We start from the raw sequence: 20043 nt of genomic DNA on the forward strand, positions 1-20043 counted from the left end.
TACCCCCGAGTGCTGCCCGCTCAGCCGCGGATCCGGGCGTGGTGTTCACGCTCGATGGCAGTGACCGCCTCGGCCACCACCGCATCCACGTCGCGGTCCGTCAGAGTGCGCGACTTGTCCTGCAAAATCAAGCCCATAGCGAGACTCTTGAATCCCGGCTCGACGCCTTGGCCGACATAGCGGTCGAACAGGTTCAGGTCGCGCAGCAGCGGGCCGGCGGCCTGGCGGACGGTGGCCGCCAGATCGGCCCAGGCCACCTGTTCAGGCACCAGGAACGCCAGGTCGCGACGCACCGCCGGGAAGCGCGACAGTTCGCCGGCACGCGGCAGGCGGCGGGCGGTCAGCGGCTCCAGGTCCAGCTCGAAGGCATAGACGTCGGCTTCGATCTCCATCGCCTTGGCCAGGCGCGGGTGGATCTGGCCGATCCAGCCGATCGACACGCCATCGCGGAACACTTCGGCCGAACGCGCCGGGTGGCCGTAGGCGCGCGCCGACGGGCGGAACTCCAGCTGCGCGCCACTGGCGGCCGCCAGCGATTCCAGGTCGCCCTTCAGGTCATGGAAATCGACCTTGCGGGTCGGCAGGCCCCACTGCACCGCCTGCGCGTCACCGCAGACCGCAGCGGCCACGCGCGGGGTCTCCAGCGGCGCCGGCCGGCTTTCGCCGAGCGACGCGTCGCCGGCCTGCTGGGCGAACACGCGGCCGAGCTCGAACAGGCGCACGCGGCCGAGCTGGCGGGCGGCGTTGCGGCCCAACGTGGCGACCAAGCCCGGCAGCAGCGACGGGCGCATCACCGCCAGTTCGGCCGACAGCGGGTTGGCCAGCGGCACCAGGCCGTCACGCAGCTGCCACTGGGTCAGCAGTGCGTCGTCGACGAAGGCGAAATTGACGGTTTCCTGCTGGTCACGGGCGATCAGCTGGCGACGCACGCTCAGCGCGTCCAGCTGGGTCTCGCTCGGCATCGCCACGCGCGAGGCACCACCCGGCAGCGTGGTCGGGATCTGCTCGTAACCGTGGATGCGGGCCAGCTCCTCGATCAGGTCTTCTTCGATGGCGATGTCGAAGCGGCGGCTCGGCGCGGCCACCTGCCAGCCGTTCGCGGTGGCGACCACGTCCATGCCCAGCGCGCGCAGGATGCGCTCGACTTCCGCATCATCGATGGTAATGCCGAGCACGCGGGTGATGCGGGCGCGGCGCAGCACGATGGTTGCCGGCTGCGGCAGATCGGCTTCACGCACGGCCTCGGTGACCGGCGCCGGGGTACCGCCGGCCAGGTCCAGCACCAGTCGGGTGGCGTACTCGATCGCGGTGCGCGGCAGCGCCGGATCGACACCACGCTCGAAGCGGTGGCCGGCATCGGTGTGCAGGCCCAGCTTGCGGCCACGGCCCATGATCGCGGCCGGCGCGAAGTGCGCAGCTTCCAGGAACACTGCAGTGGTGGCGTCGGTGACACGGGTGTCGAAACCGCCCATCAGGCCGGCTAGGCCGACCGCACGATCGGCGTCGGTGACCACCAGGAAGCTGTCGTCCAGCGCGGCATCGCGGCCGTCCAGCAGCTTCAGGCTCTCGCCAGCGCGCGAACGGCGCACGGCGATGCTGCCCTGCAGGGTGCCGAGGTCGTAGGCGTGCATCGGCTGGCCCAGTTCCAACATCACATACTGGGTGATGTCGACCAGCAGCGAGACCGGGCGCACGCCGCTGCGGCGCAGGCGTTCGGCCATCCACAACGGGGTCTTGGCAGCGGCGTTGACGCCTTCGATGACACGGCCCAGGTAACGCGGCGCTTCGGCGCCGGCGTCGAGCTGGATGCTCAGCTCACGGCTGCCGGCCGCCGGAATGGCGTCGGCGGCGAACGCCAGCACTTCGCTGCGGGTGGCGGCGGCGACGTCGTAGGCGATGCCGCGCAGGCTGAAGCAGTCGGCGCGGTTCGGGGTCAGCTTGATCTCGATGCTGGCGTCCGGCAGGCCCAGGTAGTCGACCAGGGCCTGGCCGACCGGGGCGTCATCGGGCAGTTCCAGCAGGCCGGAGGCATCGTTGTCCAGGCCCAGCTCCTTGGCCGAGCACAGCATGCCGTTGGACTCGACGCCGCGCAGTTTGGCCGGCTTGATCTTCAGCTCGCCGATCTGCGCACCGACCATTGCCAGCGGCGCGACCAGGCCCGGGCGCGCATTCGGCGCACCGCAGACAATCTGCAGCAGCTCCCCCTGTCCGGCATCGACCCTGCATACCTGCAGGCGGTCGGCTTCCGGATGGCGTACGGCTTCGACGATGCGTGCCACGACCACGTGCTCGAGACCTTCGCCCAGCGCGGTCACTTCTTCCACTTCCAGGCCGATGGCGGTCAGCACTGCACTCAGTTCATCGCGCGAGGCGCCGGTCGGGACGTGGCTGCGCAGCCAGTTTTCGGAGAATTTCATGGTGTCACCCTGGTGGGCCCGGCGCATGCGCCTGGGCCTGCGTTGTTGAGTCCGCCGGGCATGGCCCGGCGCTACCTGATGCGTTAAGCGAACTGCTTCAGGAACCGCACGTCGTTCTCGAAGAACGCGCGCAGATCGTTGACGCCGTAGCGCAGCATCGCGAAGCGCTCCACGCCCATGCCGAAGGCGAAGCCGGTGTAGCGCTCGGGATCGATGCCGACGTTGCGCAGCACGTTCGGATGGACCATGCCGCAGCCGAGCACTTCCAGCCAGCGGGTGCTGCCATCGGGCTGCTGCCAGGCGATGTCCACTTCCGCGCCCGGTTCAACGAACGGGAAGTAGCTGGGGCGGAAGCGCATCTCGAAGTCGCGCTCGAAGAACGCACGCACGAACTCAGCCAGCGTGCCCTTCAGGTCGGCGAAGGTCGAATGCTCGTCCACCAGCAGGCCTTCCACCTGGTGGAACATCGGCGAATGGGTCTGGTCGCTGTCGCTGCGGTACACCTTGCCGGCGGCGATCATGCGCAGCGGCGGCGCGTGGTCGCCCATGTAGCGCACCTGCACGCCCGAGGTGTGCGTGCGCAGCAGGCGGCCGTCGCCGAAGTAGAAGGTGTCGTGCATGGCGCGCGCCGGGTGGTGCGGCGGGAAGTTCAGCGCCTCGAAGTTGTGCCAGTCGTCCTCGATCTCCGGCCCTTCCGACAGCTCGTAGCCCAGCCGGCCGAAGATGCCGGTGATGCGCTCCAGGGTGCGGGTGATCGGATGCAGGCCGGCACGGTCGCCGTTGCGGCCCGGCAGGGTGATGTCGATGGTTTCGGCGGCCAGGCGCGCATCCAGTGCCGCGTCTTCCAGCAGCGCCTTGCGCTCGCCCAGCGCGCGGGTCAGCGCGTCGCGGGCCTGGTTGATCGCTTCACCGGCGGCCTTGCGCTCGTCGGCCGGCAGGGCGCCGAGCTGCTTGAGCTGCGAGGTGATGCTGCCACTCTTGCCAAGCAGGGCCACGCGCAGCTGTTCCAGCACGTCGGGGCTCTGGGCGGCGGCCACATCGGCCAGCGCCTGGGTGGTGAGGGATTGGATGTCGCTCATGGGGGGCCGGAACTCCAGTCGATCTGCCATCGCGATGCGCGAAGGGCCGACCCCTGTCGCCACCGCCGTCCCCGCGCTGCCGCTGTGGCCTCGCCGGGACCCAAAAAAGAATGGGGAAGGACTTGCGCCCTTCCCCATGCATTGCCTTGACCTGACACCGTTCCGAGTGAACGGTTACGGCATCGGGAAGGACTTATGCCGCCAGCGCGCCCTTGGCCTTTTCGGCCAGCGCAGCAAAACCAGCTGCGTCGTGCACGGCGATGTCAGCCAGGACCTTGCGATCCAGGGTGATGCCGGCCTTCAGCAGACCGTTCATGAAGCGGCTGTAGCTCAGGCCGTTGATGCGGGCAGCCGCATTGATACGGGTGATCCACAGCGAACGGAAGTTGCGCTTCTTCTGCTTACGGCCGATGTAGGCGTACTGCTGTGCCTTGATGACCGCCTGCTTGGCGACGCGGAAGACCTTGCGACGGGCGTTGTAATAGCCCTTGGCGAGATCCAGAATCTTCTTGTGGCGGCGACGCGCCTGTACGCCACGCTTAACTCGTGCCATTTTTCAGTTCCTCAGAGGTAAGGGAGCATGCGGTCCAGACGGCCGGCGTCTTCTGCACGGACATGGCCCGTCTGACGCAGATTACGCTTACGCTTGGTCGCTTTCTTCGTGAGGATGTGGCTACGGTTGGCGTGGCCGCACTTGTACTTGCCCGAGGCGGTCTTGCGGAAACGCTTGGCCGCTGCCCGGTTGGTCTTGATCTTGGGCATTGCAATGTCCTTGATGGGATATGACCCTGGTTTCTGACTGATCTGGCGGCGGCCTGGGCCGCTCTTTCCGTCCTGCCATGATCGGCGTACGACCCGTCCTGGGTGGGTCGAGCCGGGCATGATACAGGCAAAACCGCCCTGCCACCAGCCCCTGCAACCCTTTCGCCGGCAATTCACCGGCTTCCTGCAAAAGCAAAGGGACGCCCATGGCGTCCCTTTACCCTGAACCATTCAGCCAGGCGCCCCGGAAGGCGGCCCGTCAGGCCTCAGGTCTTCTTCTTCGGCGCGATCATCATGACCATCTGACGCCCTTCCAGGCGCGGACGGGATTCAATGACGATGTCCTCACCCAGATCGGTCTCGATCCGGTTGGCCATTTCGCGACCCAGTTCCTGGTGGCTCATTTCACGGCCACGGAAACGGATGTTGACCTTGATCTTGTCACCATCTTCAAGGAACCCGCGCATCTTGCGCAGCTTGATCTGGTAGTCGCCCTCGTCCGTGACCGGACGGAACTTCACTTCCTTGATCTCGACCTGCTTGGTCTTCTTCTTGGCCTCGCTGGCCTTCTTCTGCGCTTCGAACTTGAACTTGCCGAAGTCCATGATCTTGCAGACCGGCGGATCGGCCTGCGGCTGGATTTCGACCAGGTCCAGGCCTTCATCTTCGGCCATGGACAGCGCTTCGTCGCGCGACAACACGCCGATCATTTCTCCGTCACTGCCGATCACGCGGACGCGCGGCACACGGATTTCCTGATTCTTGCGGTTCTGTTTGTTGTCAGGGGTGCTGATATTACGTTCTCCCAAGGGTATCGAACCGGTCCGGGTGCCTGTGCCCCCGGACCGGACCTTTGCTTACGCGCCCTCGGCGTGGAGCCGCTCGATGAAGGCCTGCAGGCTCATGCTGCCCAGGTCTTCGCCAGAACGCGTACGCACCGCTACAGCGCCGTTTTCCTTCTCGCGGTCACCAATGACCAGCAGGTACGGCACGCGCTGCAACGTATGCTCGCGGATTTTATAGCCGATCTTCTCGTTACGCAAATCCGAGCTGACGCGGAAGCCTTGCTCCGCAAGGGTTTTGGTCACGCCCGAGACGTATTCAGCCTGAGCGTCGGTGATGTTGGCCACCACCACCTGGGTCGGCGCCAGCCAGGCCGGGAACTGGCCGGCGTGGTGCTCGATCAGGATGCCCAGGAAGCGCTCCATCGAGCCGACGATGGCCCGGTGCAGCATGACCGGGTGCTTCTTCTGGCTGTTTTCGTCCACGTACTCGGCACCCAAGCGGCCCGGCATCATGAAGTCGACCTGCATGGTGCCCAGCTGCCAGGTGCGGCCGATGGCGTCCTTCAGGTGGTACTCGATCTTCGGGCCATAGAAGGCGCCCTCGCCCGGCAGCTCCTGCCATTCCACGCCACAGCTGGACAGCGCCGAGCGCAGCGCGCCCTCGGCCTTGTCCCAGGTGGCGTCGTCGCCCAGACGCGATTCCGGGCGCAGCGCGATCTTGATCTGGATCTCATCGAAGCCGAAGTGCTGGTAGACCGCCAGCGCCTGCTGGTGGAACGCGGTCACTTCCGACTCGATCTGGCTCTCGGTGCAGAACACATGGCCGTCGTCCTGGGTGAAACCACGCACGCGCAGGATGCCGTGCAGCGCGCCGGACGGCTCGTTGCGGTGGCAGGAACCGAACTCACCGTAGCGGATCGGCAGGTCGCGATAGCTGTGCAGGCCCTGGTTGAACACCTGCACATGGCCCGGGCAGTTCATCGGCTTGACCGCGTAGGTACGCTTCTCCGACTCGGTGAAGAACATGTTGTCCTGGTAGTTGTCCCAGTGGCCGGACTTCTTCCACAGGCTCACGTCCAGGATCTGCGGGCAACGCACTTCGCCATAGCCGCTGCTGCGGTAGACCTTGCGCATGTACTGCTCGACCACCTGCCACAGCGCCCAGCCCTTCGGGTGCCAGAACACCAGGCCCGGGGCCTCTTCCTGCAGGTGGAACAGGTCCTGCTGCTTGCCGATGCGGCGGTGGTCGCGCATCTCGGCTTCCTCGATGCGCTTGATGTACGCCTCGAGTTGCTTCTTGTCGGCCCAGGCGGTGCCATAGATGCGCTGCAGCTGCTCGTTCTGCGCGTCGCCGCGCCAGTAGGCGCCGGAGATGCGGGTCAGCTTGAAGGCCTTCAGGAAGCGCGTGTTCGGCACGTGCGGGCCGCGGCACATGTCCACGTATTCCTGGTGGTAGTACATGCCCATCGCCTGGATGTCGTCGGACATATCCTCGATCAGGCGCAGCTTGTAGTCCTCGCCACGGGCCTTGAAGATCTCGATCACTTCGGCGCGCGGCGTCACCTTCTTGATGACGTCGTAGTCCTGGGCGATCAGCTCACCCATGCGCTTCTCGATCGCGGCCATGTCGTCCGGGGTGAACGGGCGCTCGGAGTAGATGTCGTAGTAGAAGCCCTCGGCGATCACCGGGCCGATCACCATCTTCACGTCCGGGTACAGCTGCTTGACGGCGTGGCCAACCAGGTGGGCGCAGGAGTGGCGGATGATCTCCACGCCCTCCTCGTCCTTGGCGGTGATGATGCGCAGGCTGGCATCGTGGTCGATGACGTCACTGGCATCGACCAGCACGCCATCGACCGAACCGGCGATGGTGGCCTTGGCCAGGCCGGCACCGATCGACTGGGCGACGTCCATGACGCTGACGGGATTTTCGAACTCGCGGCGGCTGCCGTCGGGAAGGGTAATGTTGATCATCGCATTGGCTTCGTGCGGGGCCCGCGGGGCGGGCTGGAAAGCGTTCCCGGGCCATTGCCCGGGCAATAAAAAAGCGCCGCGAGGGCGCCTGGAACACAGGGCCTTCGGGGGCAGGTCAACAGTGGGCGGTGGTAGTGCTCATGTCGCACGCTCGGCCGGCGCTGGGCGCGGGCCACCTTGTTCCAGTCAGGGTTCTGCGACGATCTTAAACCAGCGCACCGGAAAGCCCAAGGGCTACCGTACGGTCCGCTGAATGGCCAGCGCTGGCGGCGTGAAAACGCAATGATTACCATGTCCGCGCAGCCCGCCCCGTGCCAGCCTGCCCGCTTTCCCCCAGGACCTCGTGATGCGCCACCCGCTCCGACCGGCTCCCGCCGGCCCCGCCCGTGTCCCGCGTTCGCCGGCCCGCTGCCAAGGCGGCCGCCCGCAATGATCACCGTCGGCCTTTCCACGCTGGGCTTCTGCAGCCTGGGCATGCTGGCGGCGATGTTCTCGGTGCTGGCGTTCTATGCCGCCTCGCCGCACTGCCGCTGGCCGCGCCTGCGCCGCGCCGGCCGCCTCGGCCGCCAGATCGGCCTGGTCGCTGCCGCTGCCGCGTTGTGGCTGTGGATGGCCGAACTCGGCTTTGCTGCTGGCCTGGTGGCGATGCTGTGCACCTGGATGCTGGCCGCGATGCTGCTGCCCGCCCTGGCCGCCTGGCATCGCCCGGGCACGGAGTCGCCCTGATGTGGCCGCGCGCCTTCGCCGGCATCGTGGCCGGCTTCTTCCTGGCCGCGGCCGTGACCGGGCTGGTGACCTGGCTGCCGCCAGGCCCCTGGCAGAACGCGCTGGTGCCCAGCCTGATCACGTTCATCCCGCTGTGGATGCTGGCTGCCCTGTGGGCGTTCAGCTTCCGCAGCGCACTGCGCGCCTGGGTGACACTGGCCGGCAGCGCTGCGGCCGGCTTCGCCGTGCTGACGCTGCTGCGCCTGACCGGCGCGGTGCAATGAGACCCACCCCATGAAGTTCAGCTCGCAGACCCTGCGTACGTTCACCACCCTGCACACCTGGGTCGGCCTGGTTGCTGGCTTCGGCCTGTTCGTGGCCTTCTACGCGGGTGCGCTGACCCTGTTCCACCACGACCTGCCGCTGTGGCAGACCCCGGGTGCAGCCACCGCGTTGCCGGCGGGCCTGGACGACGCGCAGTACCTGCTGGAAGACGTGCTGACGACACACCCGGAAGCCCGCCGCCACGTCGGCATGACTTTCCCCGGCGCCGAGCATCCACAACCACTGGCCTACTGGCAGGCCGATGACGGCAGCTGGCGCTATGCCTGGCCGGGTCAGATCGCCGGCAGCCCGACGCCGCCACAGACCGGGCTGGCCGAACTGGTCAACGAACTGCATTACAGCCTCGGACTGCCGGTGGCCGGTATCTACGTGATGGGCATCGTCAGCCTGCTGTATGGCATGGCGCTGCTGAGCGGCCTGGTGATCCACCTGCCGAAGCTGTTCGGCGACCTGTTCGCGCTGCGCCCGGGCCGCAACCTGAAGCAACTATGGCAGGACGCGCACAACGTGATCGGCGTGCTCAGCCTGCCCTTCCACCTCATGTTCGCGGTCACTGGCGCCCTGCTCTGCCTGGTGTTCGTGCAGATGGCCCTGCTCAACCCGCTGATCTACGACGGCAAGGCCCTGCAGGCGGTACCGACCGCAATGGACACCGCGCCGGTGCGCGACGCCAGCGGCATCCCGGCACCGCTGGGCAGCCTGCGCCTGCTGCATGCGCGCGCGCTTGACGTGGCCCGCGCACAGGGCGTGGCCAACTTCGAACCGGCCTACCTGAAGCTGGCCAACGCCGGCGATGCCAACGCCACGATCGAGATCACTGGTGAATCCACCGGCACACTCGGGCCGCTCGGTTCGGTGGCCCTGGACGTGGCCACCGGCAACGTTCTGGCCTCCCAGCTGCCGGGCCAGCGCGATGCCAACCACGCCACGCTCAGCGCCGCCTATGCCCTGCACTTCGGCGAGTTCGGCAATGGCGTGGTGGTCTGGCTGTACTTCCTGCTCGGCCTCGGCGGTGCGTTCCTGTTCTACTCCGGCAACCTGTTGTGGATCGAGTCGCGGCGCAAGCGTCGCCAGCCGCAACAGCCGCGTGCCGGGGTGAACATGGCGCGGGCCACGGTCGGCGTGTGCATCGGCCTGTGCGTGGCGATCTCGGTCGCGTTCGTCACCGCACTGGTGCTGGAGCGGCTGGCACCGTCGGCGGTCGACCACGGCATCCGCTGGGCCTGCTTCGGCAGCTGGGCAGCCTGTGCGCTGTGGGCTGCACTGCGCCGACCCGCGCAGGCCGCGCGCGAGCTGCTGTGGGCCGCAGCAATCAGCACTGCACTGGTGCCGGTCCTGCACGGTGCACTCAATGGTGACTGGCTGTGGCGCGCCGCCGCGCGTGGCCAGTGGCCGCTGTTCTGGGTCGATGCCATCGCGCTGGCCATGGCCTTCGGCTTCGCCCGCCTGGCCGTCGCCAGCCAGCGCCGCGCCCGCAGCGGCGACCCCAACAGTGTCTGGGCCAACTGAGTCTTCGCCGGGCATCGCCCGGCGCTACCGCTGCGGGTGTTCTTCGCCCGGGTAACGACTCACTTCGATCAGGTTGCCATCCGGGTCGCGGAAGTACACCGATTCGATCGGCCCCAGCGCGCCAGTACGTGCGACCGGCCCCTCCTCAACTGCAACGGACTGCGCCTGCAGGTGGGCCAGCACAGTGGTCGTCGCCGTGCGCGTGACCAGGCACAGATCGGCGCTGCCCGGCATGGGCCGCAGCGCATGCGGTTGCAGCGGGGCGCTGGCCGGATGCAGGTTGATCTTCTGCTGGCCGAACTGCAGCGCGGTACGACCGGCGCCGAAGCGCACGACCTGCATGCCGAGCACGCGCTGGTAGAAATCACAGCTGCGGTCGATGTCGGCGACGGTGAGGACCAGGTGGTCCAAGCGTTCGAGATGGATCATGCCCGCAGCGTAACGCTGCGGGCATGGACATGCTGTGCGGGGTCGGGCCGATGGCGTTGCGTCGTTGCGCCGGACATCGCCTGATACAGCTCAATCGCCGATGCGCGCCTTCTGCCAGGGGCCCAGCATGGCGTTGAGCAGGCTGGCCTGCTCGTCGTCGCCGGTCAGCTCCCACATGAACACCCCGGCCAGGCCCTGCTCGCGGGCGAACTGCGCACGCAGGCCGATCGAGCGCGGGTCTTCATAGCTGATGAAGATCTTCTGCCCGGCGTTGTACAGCCACGGGCTCTGCGCTTGCGGCTGCCAGTGCTTCGTCCAGCCCGGCTGGTCGAGATAGCGTGCCTTGATCACCCGCCAGTCGCCGGCGTCGGCCGGTGCGCTGTAGGGCTGATACAGGCCATCCGGCGCATCGCCGGTGACCTTGAAGCCGCGCCCGTAGAACGGCACACCCAGCACCAGCTTGTCGGCCGGCACACCGTGCTCGCGGTAGTACTGCACCGCGCCGGCGACGTTGTTCCAGCGCCGCAGTTCCGGCGCCAGCGGATCGGCTGGCACTTCATGCAGGGGCGCATTGAACGTCGATACCGCCGAGAAGCCGGTGCCCATGTCGTAGCTCATCAGGTTGATGAAATCGAACACCCTGGCCAGCGCCGGCAGGTCATAGCTTGCGGCTGGATCGTAGGGGCCATCGGTCTGCAGGCGACCGGCGGCCAGTGCGGCAGTCAGCAGCATTGGCTGCCCCACCTTGCGACCGCGCGCATCGAGTGCCTGTCGGAAGCCCTGCGCGAGCTTGGTCAGATTGGCGCGATCCTGCGGGCGATGTGCCAGCTCCTTCGGTCCGCCACTGACCGGAAATTCCCAGTCGATGTCCACGCCGTCGAAGCTGCCGGCATGACGCTCGAAGAACAGCGCCATGCATGAGTCGACGAGGCGCTTGCGGCTGGCCTCGGTCAGCGCTGCATCGGAGAAACCGCCCGCGCCCCAGCCACCGATCGAGATCAGCGTGCGCAGGTGCGGGTGGGCCTTTTTCAGCTCAGCCAGTGCAGCGAGATTCTTTTGTGCTTCAGCGCCGATGGTGCAGCGGCCGTCCTCGATGGTGGAGAACGCATAGAACAGATGGGTCAGGCGCTCGGCGGGAATGCTCGACACCGGATAGCGCTCGGCCGAGCTGCCGGGGTAGTAGGCACCGAAGATCGGCGGCTGCGCCGGAGCGGCGTGCGCAGCGATGGGCAAGGCACCGGCAATCAGCACGGCAAGGACGGCCACGGTCTGGCGGAACATGGGATCTCCCGGTTCGAAGGCGCAGCCACGTTAGCAAACCGATGAGGCCGTGGGACCGATGTCGTGGCATGTCGTCCCGTGGACAGGCGCGATCCGCGCAACCGTGACAGAACGATGGCCAGGTGGCGGCGCTCACGCACTGCAGCAGGACATGCAGCGACCCGGATGAGCGGCTCTTCATGACATCGAGGCAAAGAAAAAGCGGGCCGAAGCCCGCTTTCTCATTTCAGCGATTCCAGCAGCGTGTCAACCAAGGTTGACACCTACCGTAATCGACCGGAGGTCGATTACTCGGCGCTGACGGCGTCGCCTTCTTCCACGGCCTTCATCGACAGGCGGATACGGCCCTGCTTGTCGACTTCCAGCACCTTGACCTTGACCACATCGCCTTCCTTCAGCACGTCGCCGACCTTCTCGACGCGATCGCTGGAGATCTGCGACACGTGGACCAGACCGTCCTTGCCCGGCAGGATCGTGACGAACGCGCCGAAGTCCATGATCTTGGCGACCTTGCCTTCGTAGATGCGGCCCGGCTCGACGTCCGAGGTGATCTGCTCGATGCGGGCCTTGGCGGCCTGGGCAGCGATGGCATTGACCGACGCGATGACGATGGTGCCGTCGTCCTGGATGTCGATCTGGGTGCCGGTTTCCTTGGTGATGGCCTGGATGGTCGAGCCACCCTTGCCGATCACTTCGCGGATCTTGTCCGGGTGGATCTTGATGGTCAGCAGGCGCGGCGCGTAGTCCGACAGCTCTTCACGCGGAGCGGTCAGGCCGTGGGCCATTTCGCCCAGGATGTGCAGACGGCCAGCCTTGGCCTGCTGCAGGGCCTGCTTCATGATCTCTTCGGTGATGCCTTCGATCTTGATGTCCATCTGCAGGGCGGAAATGCCCTCAGCGGTACCGGCCACCTTGAAGTCCATGTCGCCCAGGTGATCTTCGTCACCCAGGATGTCGGACAGGACGACGAAGCGCTCGCCTTCCTTGACCAGGCCCATGGCGATACCGGCCACCGGCGCCTTCACCGGCACGCCCGCGTCCATCAGGGCCAGCGACGAGCCGCAGACCGACGCCATCGACGAGGAACCGTTCGACTCGGTGATTTCCGAGACGACGCGGATGGTGTACGGGAAGGATTCCAGCGACGGCATGACAGCCAGCACGCCGCGCTTGGCCAGGCGGCCGTGGCCGATTTCGCGGCGCTTCGGGCCCATCATGCGGCCGCACTCACCCACCGAGAACGGAGGGAAGTTGTAGTGGAACAGGAAGTTTTCCTTGTACTCACCGGCAACGGCATCGATGACCTGGCCATCACGGGCGGTGCCCAGGGTGATGGTCACGATGGCCTGGGTTTCGCCACGGGTGAACAGCGAGGAACCGTGGGTGCGCGGCAGCACGCCGGTCTTCACGGCGATCGGGCGGACGGTGTCCAGCGCACGGCCGTCGATACGGACCTTGGTGTCCAGCACGGAGTCACGCATGGTGCGGTATTCCAGCTCGCCGAATTCCTTCGACAGCTCGGCCGGGTTCCAGCCTTCAGCGGCCACGCGGCCAGCCAGGGTTTCAACCACGTCCTTCTTGATCGCCGAGATGGCATCGCGGCGCTGCAGCTTGTCACGCACCTGGAAGGCTTCGCCCAGGCGCGGGCCGATGGCTTCCTTCAGGGCGGAGATCAGCGCGTCGTTCTTGGCCGGGGCTTCCCAGGTCGACGGCTTGGTGCCGGCTTCGACGGTCAGCTCGTTGATCGCGTTGATGACCTTCTGCATTTCGCGGTGACCGAAGGTCACGGCGCCCAGCATCACTTCTTCGGACAGCAGCGCGGCTTCGGATTCAACCATCAGCACGGCGTTGGAGGTACCGGCGACGACCAGCTCCAGCTGCGAGTCAGCCAGTTCGCTGACGGTCGGGTTCAGGATGTACTCGCCGTTCTTGTAACCGACCTTGGCCGCGCCGATCGGACCCATGAACGGGGTGCCAGCCAGGGCCAGGGCAGCCGAAGCACCGATCAGGGCCGGGATGTCACCGTCCACGTCCGGGTTCAGCGACATCACCGTGGCGATGATCTGCACTTCGTTCTTGTAGTCTTCCGGGAACAGCGGGCGGATCGGACGGTCGATCAGACGCGAGATCAGGGTTTCCTTCTCGGTCGCACGGCCTTCGCGCTTGAAGAAACCACCCGGGATACGGCCGCCGGCGTAGAACTTTTCCTGATAATCGACGGTCAGCGGGAAGAAGTCCTGGCCTTCGCGCGCGCTCTTGGCGGCGACGGCGGTGACCAGCAGTACGGTGTCGTCCATCTTGACGATGACGGCGCCGCTGGCCTGGCGGGCGACTTCGCCGGTCTCAAGCGTGACGGTGTGCTTGCCGTACTGGAAGGTTTTGGTGATTTTTGCCACGGAGGGTGTCCTTGGGGATGCTGTCTGCGAATTTGGACCGTCGGCGACCCATGCCGCCAGCGGGTGGCCGGATCGTTCCGGCCTGAATCGGGGATTGCGGTGCTACAAAACAAAACCGCGGCGCATCGCTGCGCCGCGGGGGATTCGTTGCTTAGCGACGCAGGCCAAGCTTCTCGATCAGGGCCTTGTAACGCTCGACGTCCTTCTTCTTCAGGTAGTCGAGCAGGCTGCGACGGCGGTTGACCATCTGCAGCAGGCCGCGGCGGCTGTGGTGGTCCTTCTTGTGGGTCTTGAAGTGGCCGGTCAGCAGTTCGATGCGGGCGGTCAGCAGTGCAACCTGGACTTCCGGGGAGCCGGTGTCAGCCGAGCTGCGCTTGTTGTCTTCAATGACCTTCTGGGTGTCGATCGACATTTCTTTTTTCTCTGTGATGCGTGGCCGGCAGGAACGCGCTTCGCGCACCGCCAGGCTCGCCGTGGACTACGAGGATGAAACCTGCGCGAGGCAGGTTGCCGGAAAACGGCCGCGAAATTGTAACGGTCGGGGGCTTCCGGGACAAGGACCGGGGCTGAACCGGCAGGCCCCGGTCAGAGGTTGAAACGGCGCTGCGGGGCCAGCAGGCCGCTGTCGTCGACCTGGCCGAGGCCCTGGACAGCGTCGTCCGGACCGAACACGGCCACCAGGCCCCGCGGCCAGGACAGGTCGCGCTGGCGCTGACCGACGCAGAACCGATGGGCCTGGTCGGCGTCCAGGTCGACCCTCGGGTATTCAGCCAGACCGGCCGCCAGCGGCAGCAGCAACGCGTCCATACCGGCCTCGTCACCGGCCTCGACCATCGCCCTCAGCTGGTCCAGCGTGACCATGGCAGGCTCGCGGAACGGCTCGACCCAGAGCCGGCGCAGCGCGCTGATGTGGGCGCCACAGCCCAGGCTTTCGCCGAGGTCGCGGGCCAGGCTGCGGATATAGGTGCCGGAACCACAGGTCACGCGCAGCCGCAGCCGTTCCGGCTGCTGCTCCAGCACCTCGATGGCGTGCACCTGCACCTCGCGCTCAGGCGCTTCGATGACGTCACCGCGGCGGGCCTTCACATACAGCGGTTCCCCACCCTGCTTCAGTGCCGAATAGATCGGGGCACGCTGGCGGATGTTGCCGGTCAACGGCGCCAGCGCAGCCTGCAGGGCCTCGGCACTGATCGCCGGCACCGGGCGCTGCAGCAGCACCTGGCCTTCGGCATCGTCGGTATCGGTGGTCTGGCCGAGCACGATCTCGGCGTCGTAGGCCTTGGCCGAACCCAGCAGCAGGCCGGCGATCTTGGTGGCCTCACCGAAACACAGCGGCAGCAGGCCGGTGGCCAGCGGGTCGAGGCTGCCGGTATGGCCCCCCTTCTCGGCGCGGAACAGGCGGCGCGCCACCTGCAGGGCAGCGTTGGAGCTCATGCCGGTCGACTTGTCGAGCAGCAGGATGCCATCCAGGCGGCGGAACTGAATTCGGGTCATGACAGGATTTTGTAGAGTCGAGCCATGCTCGACTGCTGCAGCGCGGTCTGCATCAGACATCGCGCAGCCGGAATGCAACAACGCCGGGCATGCCCGGCGTCGCGCGGTTATTCTTCGTCGCTCTCGCGACGCTTCTCGGCGGCCAGCGTATCGGGCAGGTCGCGCAGGATGTTGTCGATGTGCTCACCACGGTCGACCGAGTCGTCGTAGTGGAAATGCAGCTCCGGCACGTGGCGCAGCTTCATCGCACGGGCCAGGTCCATGCGCAGGCGGTAGCCCAGTTCCTTCAGGCCGGCCACGGCTTCAGCCGAACGTTCCGGCATCAGCGCGGTGACGAACACCTTGGCATGGGCCATGTCGCGGGTGATTTCCACGTCGGACACGCTCACCGAGGGCAACCCGTGCTCGCGCACGGCGTTGTGCACCAGGGTGCCGAGTTCACGGCGCAGCTGGGCGGAGACACGGTCGGTTCGATGGAAAGTCTTGGGCACGAGGAGCTCTTGGTTCAGTTGTCGCCCGACCAACGGTCGGGCGCTACATCTACATGGTACCCGACCGTGGGTCGGGCTTTGCATGCCGGTAGGGCCCGACCGTTGGTCGGGCCGCCACGCAGCATTACAGGGTGCGCGGCACTTCGATACGCTCGAAGCACTCGATCTGGTCACCCGGCTTGACGTCGTTGTAGGCCTTCACCGCGATACCGCATTCGGTACCGTTGCGGACTTCCTCGACGTTCTCCTTGAAGCGACGCAGCGATTCCAGCTCGCCCTCGAAGATCACCACGCTGTCGCGCAGCACGCGGATCGGCTTGTTGCGCTTGACCACGCCCTCGATGACCATCGAGCCGGCGACGGCGCCCAGCTTGGAGCTGCGGAAGACGTCGCGGACCTCGGCGATACCGATGATCTCTTCGCGGATCTCCACGCCCAACAGACCGGAGGCCACCTGCTTCACCTGGTCGATCACGTCATAGATGATCGAGAAGTAACGCAGGTCCACGCCGTTGGATTCGATGATGCGACGGGCCGAAGCGTCCGCACGCACGTTGAAGCCGATGACGGTGGCCTTCGAAGCGGCCGCCGAGTTGGCGTCCGACTCGGTGATGCCGCCCACGCCGGAGTGGATCACGTTGATGCGGATATCTTCGTTGGACAGCGCGACCAGTGCCTGGCTCAGCGCCTGTACCGAGCCCTGCACGTCGGCCTTGATGACCAGGTTGAGGACCTGCTGGCCCTCGCCCTTGCCCAGGGTCGCCATGATGTCTTCCATGCGGCTGCCCGCGGTGGCGACCAGGCGCGACTCACGGCGCTTGGTCTCACGCTGCTGGGCAACGTCCTTGGCCAGGCGCTCGTCCTCGACCACCACGAAGTCGTCACCGGCTTCCGGCACGCCGGACAGGCCCAGGACCTGCACCGGGATGGACGGGCCAGCGAACTCCGGCTGCTTGCCGGTCTCGTCGAACAGCGCACGCACGCGGCCGTACTGGATGCCACACACCAGGTAGTCGCCCTTCTTCAGGCGGCCCTGCTGCACCAGCACGGTCGCGACCGGGCCGCGGCCCTTGTCCAGCGACGATTCGATCACCACGCCCGAGGCGCGGCCTTCGTCGACGGCCTTCAGTTCCAGCAGTTCGGCCTGGATCGAGATGGCGTCCAGCAGGTCGTCGATGCCCAGGCCGGTCTTGGCCGAGATCTCCACCATCTGGGTGTCACCACCGAAGTCTTCGGCCACGACCTGCTCGGACAGCAGTTCGTTCTTGACCCGCATCGGATCGGCATCGGACTTGTCGATCTTGTTGATCGCCACGATCAGCGGCACACCCGCCGAACGGGCGTGCTGGATCGCTTCCTTGGTCTGCGGCATGACACCGTCATCGGCGGCCACGACCAGCACCACGATATCGGTCAGCTTGGCACCGCGCGCACGCATCGAGGTGAAGGCAGCATGGCCCGGGGTATCCAGGAAGCTGATCACGCCCTTCGGCGTATCGACGTGGTAAGCGCCGATGTGCTGGGTGATGCCGCCGGCCTCGCCGGTGGCGACCTTGGTACGGCGGATGTAATCCAGCAGCGAGGTCTTGCCGTGGTCGACGTGACCCATGATGGTGACCACCGGCGGACGCTGGGTGGCTTCGCCCTGGTTTTCACCGGTCGAGGCCAGCAGTGCGTCCTCGGCGTCGTTGTCGTTGGCACGGATCGCCTTGTGGCCGAGTTCTTCGGTCACCAGCGCGGCGGTGTCATGGTCGATGGACTGGGTGATGGTGGCCATCACGCCCATCTTGAACAGCGCCTTGACCACCTCGCCGCCCTTCAGCGCAAGCTTCTGCGCCAGGTCGGCCACGGTGATCGTGTCGCCGATCGCCACTTCACGCACCACCGGTGCGGTTGGACGCTCGAAGGCGTGCGGACCGGCATTGTTGCCACCACGCGACATGTCGCGACGGCCACCGGACTGGTTGCGACCACCCGGACGTCCACGGGAATTGCTGTTGTTGCTGTTGCCACGACGCGCACGGTCGGCAGCCGACAGGTGCATCTGGCCGGCGAAGCGATCGCCCGGGCCACGCTCGTTGCGCGGCGCGCTGCGGTTGTTGCGGTCGTCGCTGCGCGGCGGCGGCGGAGCACCACGCGGTGCAGCCGGGGCTGCGGCCGGGGCGCGCGGCGGACGCGGCGCGGTTTCGTCGATCGGAGCACGCTTGGGCTTGCTGGCAGCCAGCGCCTCGGCCGCCTTGGCGGCAGCCGCAGCTTCCTCGGCCGCCTTCTTCTCGGCTTCGGCACGCTCCTTGGCGGCAACCTCCTCCTCACGGGCGCGGACGATGGCCTCGTCGCGCAGACGATCCTTCTCGGCCAGGGCCTGCTGTTCGGCAAGGTTGCGGGCACGCGACTCTTCCAGCTTGCGCAGGATGTCGGCGCGCTCTTCGTCCGGGGTCATGGCGCGAGCACCATCCTTGACGTAGGTACGCTTCTGGCGCACCTCGACATTCACGGTCGTCTTGCTGCGACCGGAATTGACCGTCACTTCCTGCTGCTTCCGGCGGTTGAGCGTGATCTTCTTTGCAGACTGATCGGTCTCTTCCGGGGCCTGCTCGGGCTTGCCGTGCGAACGACGAAGGAAGCCCAGGAGCTTAACCTTCTCGGAGCTGGTCACGACCTGGTCGGGACCGCTGAACTTCATGCCGGCACCGGCCAGCTGTTCCAGCAGTTTTTCGACCGGCGTGTTGACCAGTTCGGCAAGCTTGCGGATGGTGGTTTGCTGCGACATTCGGATCCTATGATCTTGTGGGCGCCCCCCCGCATCTGGAGGTGGCGCGGATTCTACGCCCTGAGCGGCTCAGGGCCCTGTTCATTGCCGGCTCATTCGCCGCGTTCCAGTCGGGCGATCTCCTCGGCACGGGCGGCCAGGATCAGCGCAGCGGCGCGCGCCTGATCCAGTCCTTCGATGCCGAAGTCCATGACCTCGTCGGCGGCCAGGTCGGACAGGTCCTCGCTGGTACGCACGCCGTGGCCGGCCAGCGCATATGCGGTGGCTTCGTCCATGCCCTTCAGGGACAGCAGGTCCTGCGCCGGCTGGCCGTCTTCAAGGCCTTCCTCGACTGCCAGGGCCTCATTGAGCAGCGCATCGCGGGCACGGGCGCGCAGCTCTTCGACGATGTCCTCGTCGAAACCTTCCACGGCCAGCAGTTCGCCGACCGGGACATAGGCGATTTCCTCGACGGTGCCGAAGCCTTCGCTGACCAGGATGCCGGCGATTTCCTCGTCCACTTCCAGCTTGTCCATGAACAGCTGGCGGGCCGAAGCCTGCTCGGCTTCCGACTTGGCGGTGACCTGGTCCTGGGTCATCACGTTGAGCTGCCAGCCGGTCAGGCGGCTGGCCAGGCGCACGTTCTGGCCGCCCTTGCCGATCGCCTGGGCCAGGCGGTCTTCAGCAACAGCCAGGTCCATCGAATGCTTGTCTTCATCGACGATGATCGACTGCACTTCGGCCGGTGCCATCGCGTTGATGACGAAGTTGGCCGGGTTGTCGTTCCACAGCACGATGTCCACGCGCTCGCCATTGAGCTCGTTGGACACGGCCTGCACGCGCGAACCGCGCATGCCGATGCAGGCACCGATCGGATCGGTGCGCTGGTCGTGGGCCAGCACGGCGATCTTGGCGCGGTCGCCCGGATCGCGGGCGCAGGCCTTGATTTCCACCAGGCCCTGGCCGACTTCCGGCACTTCCAGCTTGAACAGCTCGATCATGAATTCCGGGGCGGCACGGCTGATGAACAGCTGCGGGCCACGCGGCTCCGAGCGCACTTCGGCCAGGTAGCCGCGCACACGGTCACCGGCGCGCAGCACGTCGCGCGGAATGCCCTTGTCCTTCGGGATGAAGCCTTCGGCGTTGCCACCGAGGTCGACATAGATGTTGCCGCGCTCGGCGCGCTTGACCACGCCGGTGATCAGCTCACCCACGCGATCCTTCCACGCATCCACGACCTGCTGGCGCTCGGCTTCGCGCACGCGCTGGACGATGACCTGCTTGGCGGCCTGGGCAGCAATGCGGCCGAAGTCCGGGTTCTCGATCTGCTCTTCGATGTAGTCGCCGACGTCCACGCCTTCGGCTTCATCGACGGCGTCCATCAGGCGGATCTGACGGTCCGGCGATTCCATGACCACGTCATCGGCCACCACTTCCCAGCGGCGGAAGGTTTCGTAGCTGCCGTCCTTGTGGTCGATGACCACGCGGGTCAGCACTTCCTCGTCGGGATAGCGCTTCTTCGCTGCCGAGGCCAGGGCGGCCTCGATGGCATCGAAGATCACTTCACGCGGCACGCCCTTCTCGTTGGCGACTGCGTCGACTACCAGCAACAGTTCCTTGCTCATTG

General features: G+C 66.5%; 17 protein-coding genes. 3 read left to right on the top strand and 14 right to left on the bottom strand.

From position 1 onward, the window contains the following. Positions 1–20: 20 nt before the first annotated feature. From pheT to thrS, 6 genes are all read right to left on the bottom strand, one after another. Positions 21–2417 carry a phenylalanine--tRNA ligase subunit beta gene (gene pheT / locus ACUZUJ_RS15510; RefSeq protein ID WP_458220652.1) on the bottom strand — a complete coding sequence of 799 codons (2397 nt, stop codon included), beginning with the start codon at positions 2415–2417 and terminating at the stop codon, positions 21–23. Positions 2418–2500: 83 nt separating this feature from the next. After that, complete coding sequence (locus tag ACUZUJ_RS15515; protein WP_014037935.1) at positions 2501–3496, bottom strand: phenylalanine--tRNA ligase subunit alpha; 996 nt, start codon at positions 3494–3496, stop codon at positions 2501–2503. A gap of 193 nt (positions 3497–3689) precedes the next feature. Continuing rightward, the gene (rplT, locus tag ACUZUJ_RS15520) at positions 3690–4049 is read right to left on the bottom strand and encodes a 50S ribosomal protein L20 (protein ID WP_005410435.1); all 360 of its coding nucleotides are present in this window, start codon (positions 4047–4049) and stop codon (positions 3690–3692) included. Positions 4050–4060: 11 nt separating this feature from the next. After that, complete coding sequence (rpmI, locus tag ACUZUJ_RS15525; protein ID WP_005410436.1) at positions 4061–4258, bottom strand: 50S ribosomal protein L35; 198 nt, start codon at positions 4256–4258, stop codon at positions 4061–4063. Positions 4259–4524: 266 nt separating this feature from the next. After that, the gene (gene infC, locus ACUZUJ_RS15530) at positions 4525–5067 is read right to left on the bottom strand and encodes a translation initiation factor IF-3 (protein ID WP_005410437.1); all 543 of its coding nucleotides are present in this window, start codon (positions 5065–5067) and stop codon (positions 4525–4527) included. Between the two features lie 48 nt (positions 5068–5115). Next, on the bottom strand, positions 5116–7017 hold the full coding sequence (gene thrS, locus ACUZUJ_RS15535; RefSeq protein WP_119006561.1) for a threonine--tRNA ligase: 1902 nt from the start codon (positions 7015–7017) through the stop codon (positions 5116–5118). Between the two features lie 429 nt (positions 7018–7446). Between thrS and ACUZUJ_RS15540 the strand changes: the two genes are divergently transcribed. The 3 genes from ACUZUJ_RS15540 to ACUZUJ_RS15550 are packed head-to-tail and all read left to right on the top strand — an operon-like array spanning position 7447 to position 9576. Continuing rightward, on the top strand, positions 7447–7743 hold the full coding sequence (locus ACUZUJ_RS15540) for a hypothetical protein (protein ID WP_014037937.1): 297 nt from the start codon (positions 7447–7449) through the stop codon (positions 7741–7743). Then, a complete protein-coding gene (locus tag ACUZUJ_RS15545; protein WP_075677153.1) occupies positions 7743–8006 on the top strand; it encodes a hypothetical protein in 264 nt (87 codons plus the stop codon). Before ACUZUJ_RS15540 ends, ACUZUJ_RS15545 begins: the two co-directional genes overlap by 1 nt. Positions 8007–8016: 10 nt before the next feature. After that, a complete protein-coding gene (locus ACUZUJ_RS15550) occupies positions 8017–9576 on the top strand; it encodes a PepSY-associated TM helix domain-containing protein (RefSeq protein WP_458220653.1) in 1560 nt (519 codons plus the stop codon). Between the two features lie 24 nt (positions 9577–9600). On the opposite strand, the gene ACUZUJ_RS15555 is transcribed toward ACUZUJ_RS15550, so the two are convergent. From ACUZUJ_RS15555 to nusA, 8 genes are all read right to left on the bottom strand, one after another. Further along, positions 9601–10005: a VOC family protein gene (locus tag ACUZUJ_RS15555; protein WP_101765851.1), complete on the bottom strand. Its 405-nt coding sequence runs from the start codon at positions 10003–10005 to the stop codon at positions 9601–9603. A 90-nt stretch (positions 10006–10095) separates the two neighbouring features. Further along, entirely contained in the window at positions 10096–11286 is a 1191-nt protein-coding gene (locus tag ACUZUJ_RS15560; RefSeq protein ID WP_119006562.1) for a glycoside hydrolase family 18 protein, read from the bottom strand. 287 nt (positions 11287–11573) lie between these two features. Beyond that, positions 11574–13682 carry a polyribonucleotide nucleotidyltransferase gene (gene pnp, locus ACUZUJ_RS15565; RefSeq protein WP_014037942.1) on the bottom strand — a complete coding sequence of 703 codons (2109 nt, stop codon included), beginning with the start codon at positions 13680–13682 and terminating at the stop codon, positions 11574–11576. A 151-nt stretch (positions 13683–13833) separates the two neighbouring features. Beyond that, positions 13834–14094 carry a 30S ribosomal protein S15 gene (gene rpsO, locus ACUZUJ_RS15570; RefSeq protein WP_005410445.1) on the bottom strand — a complete coding sequence of 87 codons (261 nt, stop codon included), beginning with the start codon at positions 14092–14094 and terminating at the stop codon, positions 13834–13836. A 173-nt stretch (positions 14095–14267) separates the two neighbouring features. Continuing rightward, entirely contained in the window at positions 14268–15176 is a 909-nt protein-coding gene (gene truB / locus ACUZUJ_RS15575) for a tRNA pseudouridine(55) synthase TruB (protein ID WP_135966407.1), read from the bottom strand. A gap of 107 nt (positions 15177–15283) precedes the next feature. Beyond that, positions 15284–15667: a 30S ribosome-binding factor RbfA gene (gene rbfA, locus ACUZUJ_RS15580; protein ID WP_005410447.1), complete on the bottom strand. Its 384-nt coding sequence runs from the start codon at positions 15665–15667 to the stop codon at positions 15284–15286. Between the two features lie 124 nt (positions 15668–15791). After that, complete coding sequence (infB, locus tag ACUZUJ_RS15585; protein WP_075677143.1) at positions 15792–18437, bottom strand: translation initiation factor IF-2; 2646 nt, start codon at positions 18435–18437, stop codon at positions 15792–15794. Positions 18438–18529: 92 nt separating this feature from the next. Then, a complete protein-coding gene (gene nusA / locus ACUZUJ_RS15590) occupies positions 18530–20041 on the bottom strand; it encodes a transcription termination factor NusA (RefSeq protein ID WP_005410449.1) in 1512 nt (503 codons plus the stop codon). Positions 20042–20043: the final 2 nt, after the last annotated feature.

The sequence above is a fragment of the Stenotrophomonas sp. S4 genome, assembly GCF_054187805.2.

Bases quoted from the DNA above. Each gene is read 5' to 3' on its own strand.
- rplT (WP_005410435.1), bottom strand. From the start codon at position 4,049: ATGGCACGAGTTAAGCGTGGCGTACAGGCGCGTCGCCGCCACAAGAAG.
- ACUZUJ_RS15550 (WP_458220653.1), top strand. From the start codon at position 8,017: ATGAAGTTCAGCTCGCAGACCCTGCGTACGTTCACCACCCTGCACACC.
- pheT (WP_458220652.1), bottom strand. From the start codon at position 2,417: ATGAAATTCTCCGAAAACTGGCTGCGCAGCCACGTCCCGACCGGCGCC.
- ACUZUJ_RS15545 (WP_075677153.1), top strand. From the start codon at position 7,743: ATGTGGCCGCGCGCCTTCGCCGGCATCGTGGCCGGCTTCTTCCTGGCC.
- thrS (WP_119006561.1), bottom strand. From the start codon at position 7,017: ATGATCAACATTACCCTTCCCGACGGCAGCCGCCGCGAGTTCGAAAAT.
- ACUZUJ_RS15555 (WP_101765851.1), bottom strand. From the start codon at position 10,005: ATGATCCATCTCGAACGCTTGGACCACCTGGTCCTCACCGTCGCCGAC.
- nusA (WP_005410449.1), bottom strand. From the start codon at position 20,041: ATGAGCAAGGAACTGTTGCTGGTAGTCGACGCAGTCGCCAACGAGAAG.
- ACUZUJ_RS15560 (WP_119006562.1), bottom strand. From the start codon at position 11,286: ATGTTCCGCCAGACCGTGGCCGTCCTTGCCGTGCTGATTGCCGGTGCC.
- rpsO (WP_005410445.1), bottom strand. From the start codon at position 14,094: ATGTCGATCGACACCCAGAAGGTCATTGAAGACAACAAGCGCAGCTCG.
- ACUZUJ_RS15540 (WP_014037937.1), top strand. From the start codon at position 7,447: ATGATCACCGTCGGCCTTTCCACGCTGGGCTTCTGCAGCCTGGGCATG.
- infB (WP_075677143.1), bottom strand. From the start codon at position 18,437: ATGTCGCAGCAAACCACCATCCGCAAGCTTGCCGAACTGGTCAACACG.
- ACUZUJ_RS15515 (WP_014037935.1), bottom strand. From the start codon at position 3,496: ATGAGCGACATCCAATCCCTCACCACCCAGGCGCTGGCCGATGTGGCC.
- rpmI (WP_005410436.1), bottom strand. From the start codon at position 4,258: ATGCCCAAGATCAAGACCAACCGGGCAGCGGCCAAGCGTTTCCGCAAG.
- truB (WP_135966407.1), bottom strand. From the start codon at position 15,176: ATGACCCGAATTCAGTTCCGCCGCCTGGATGGCATCCTGCTGCTCGAC.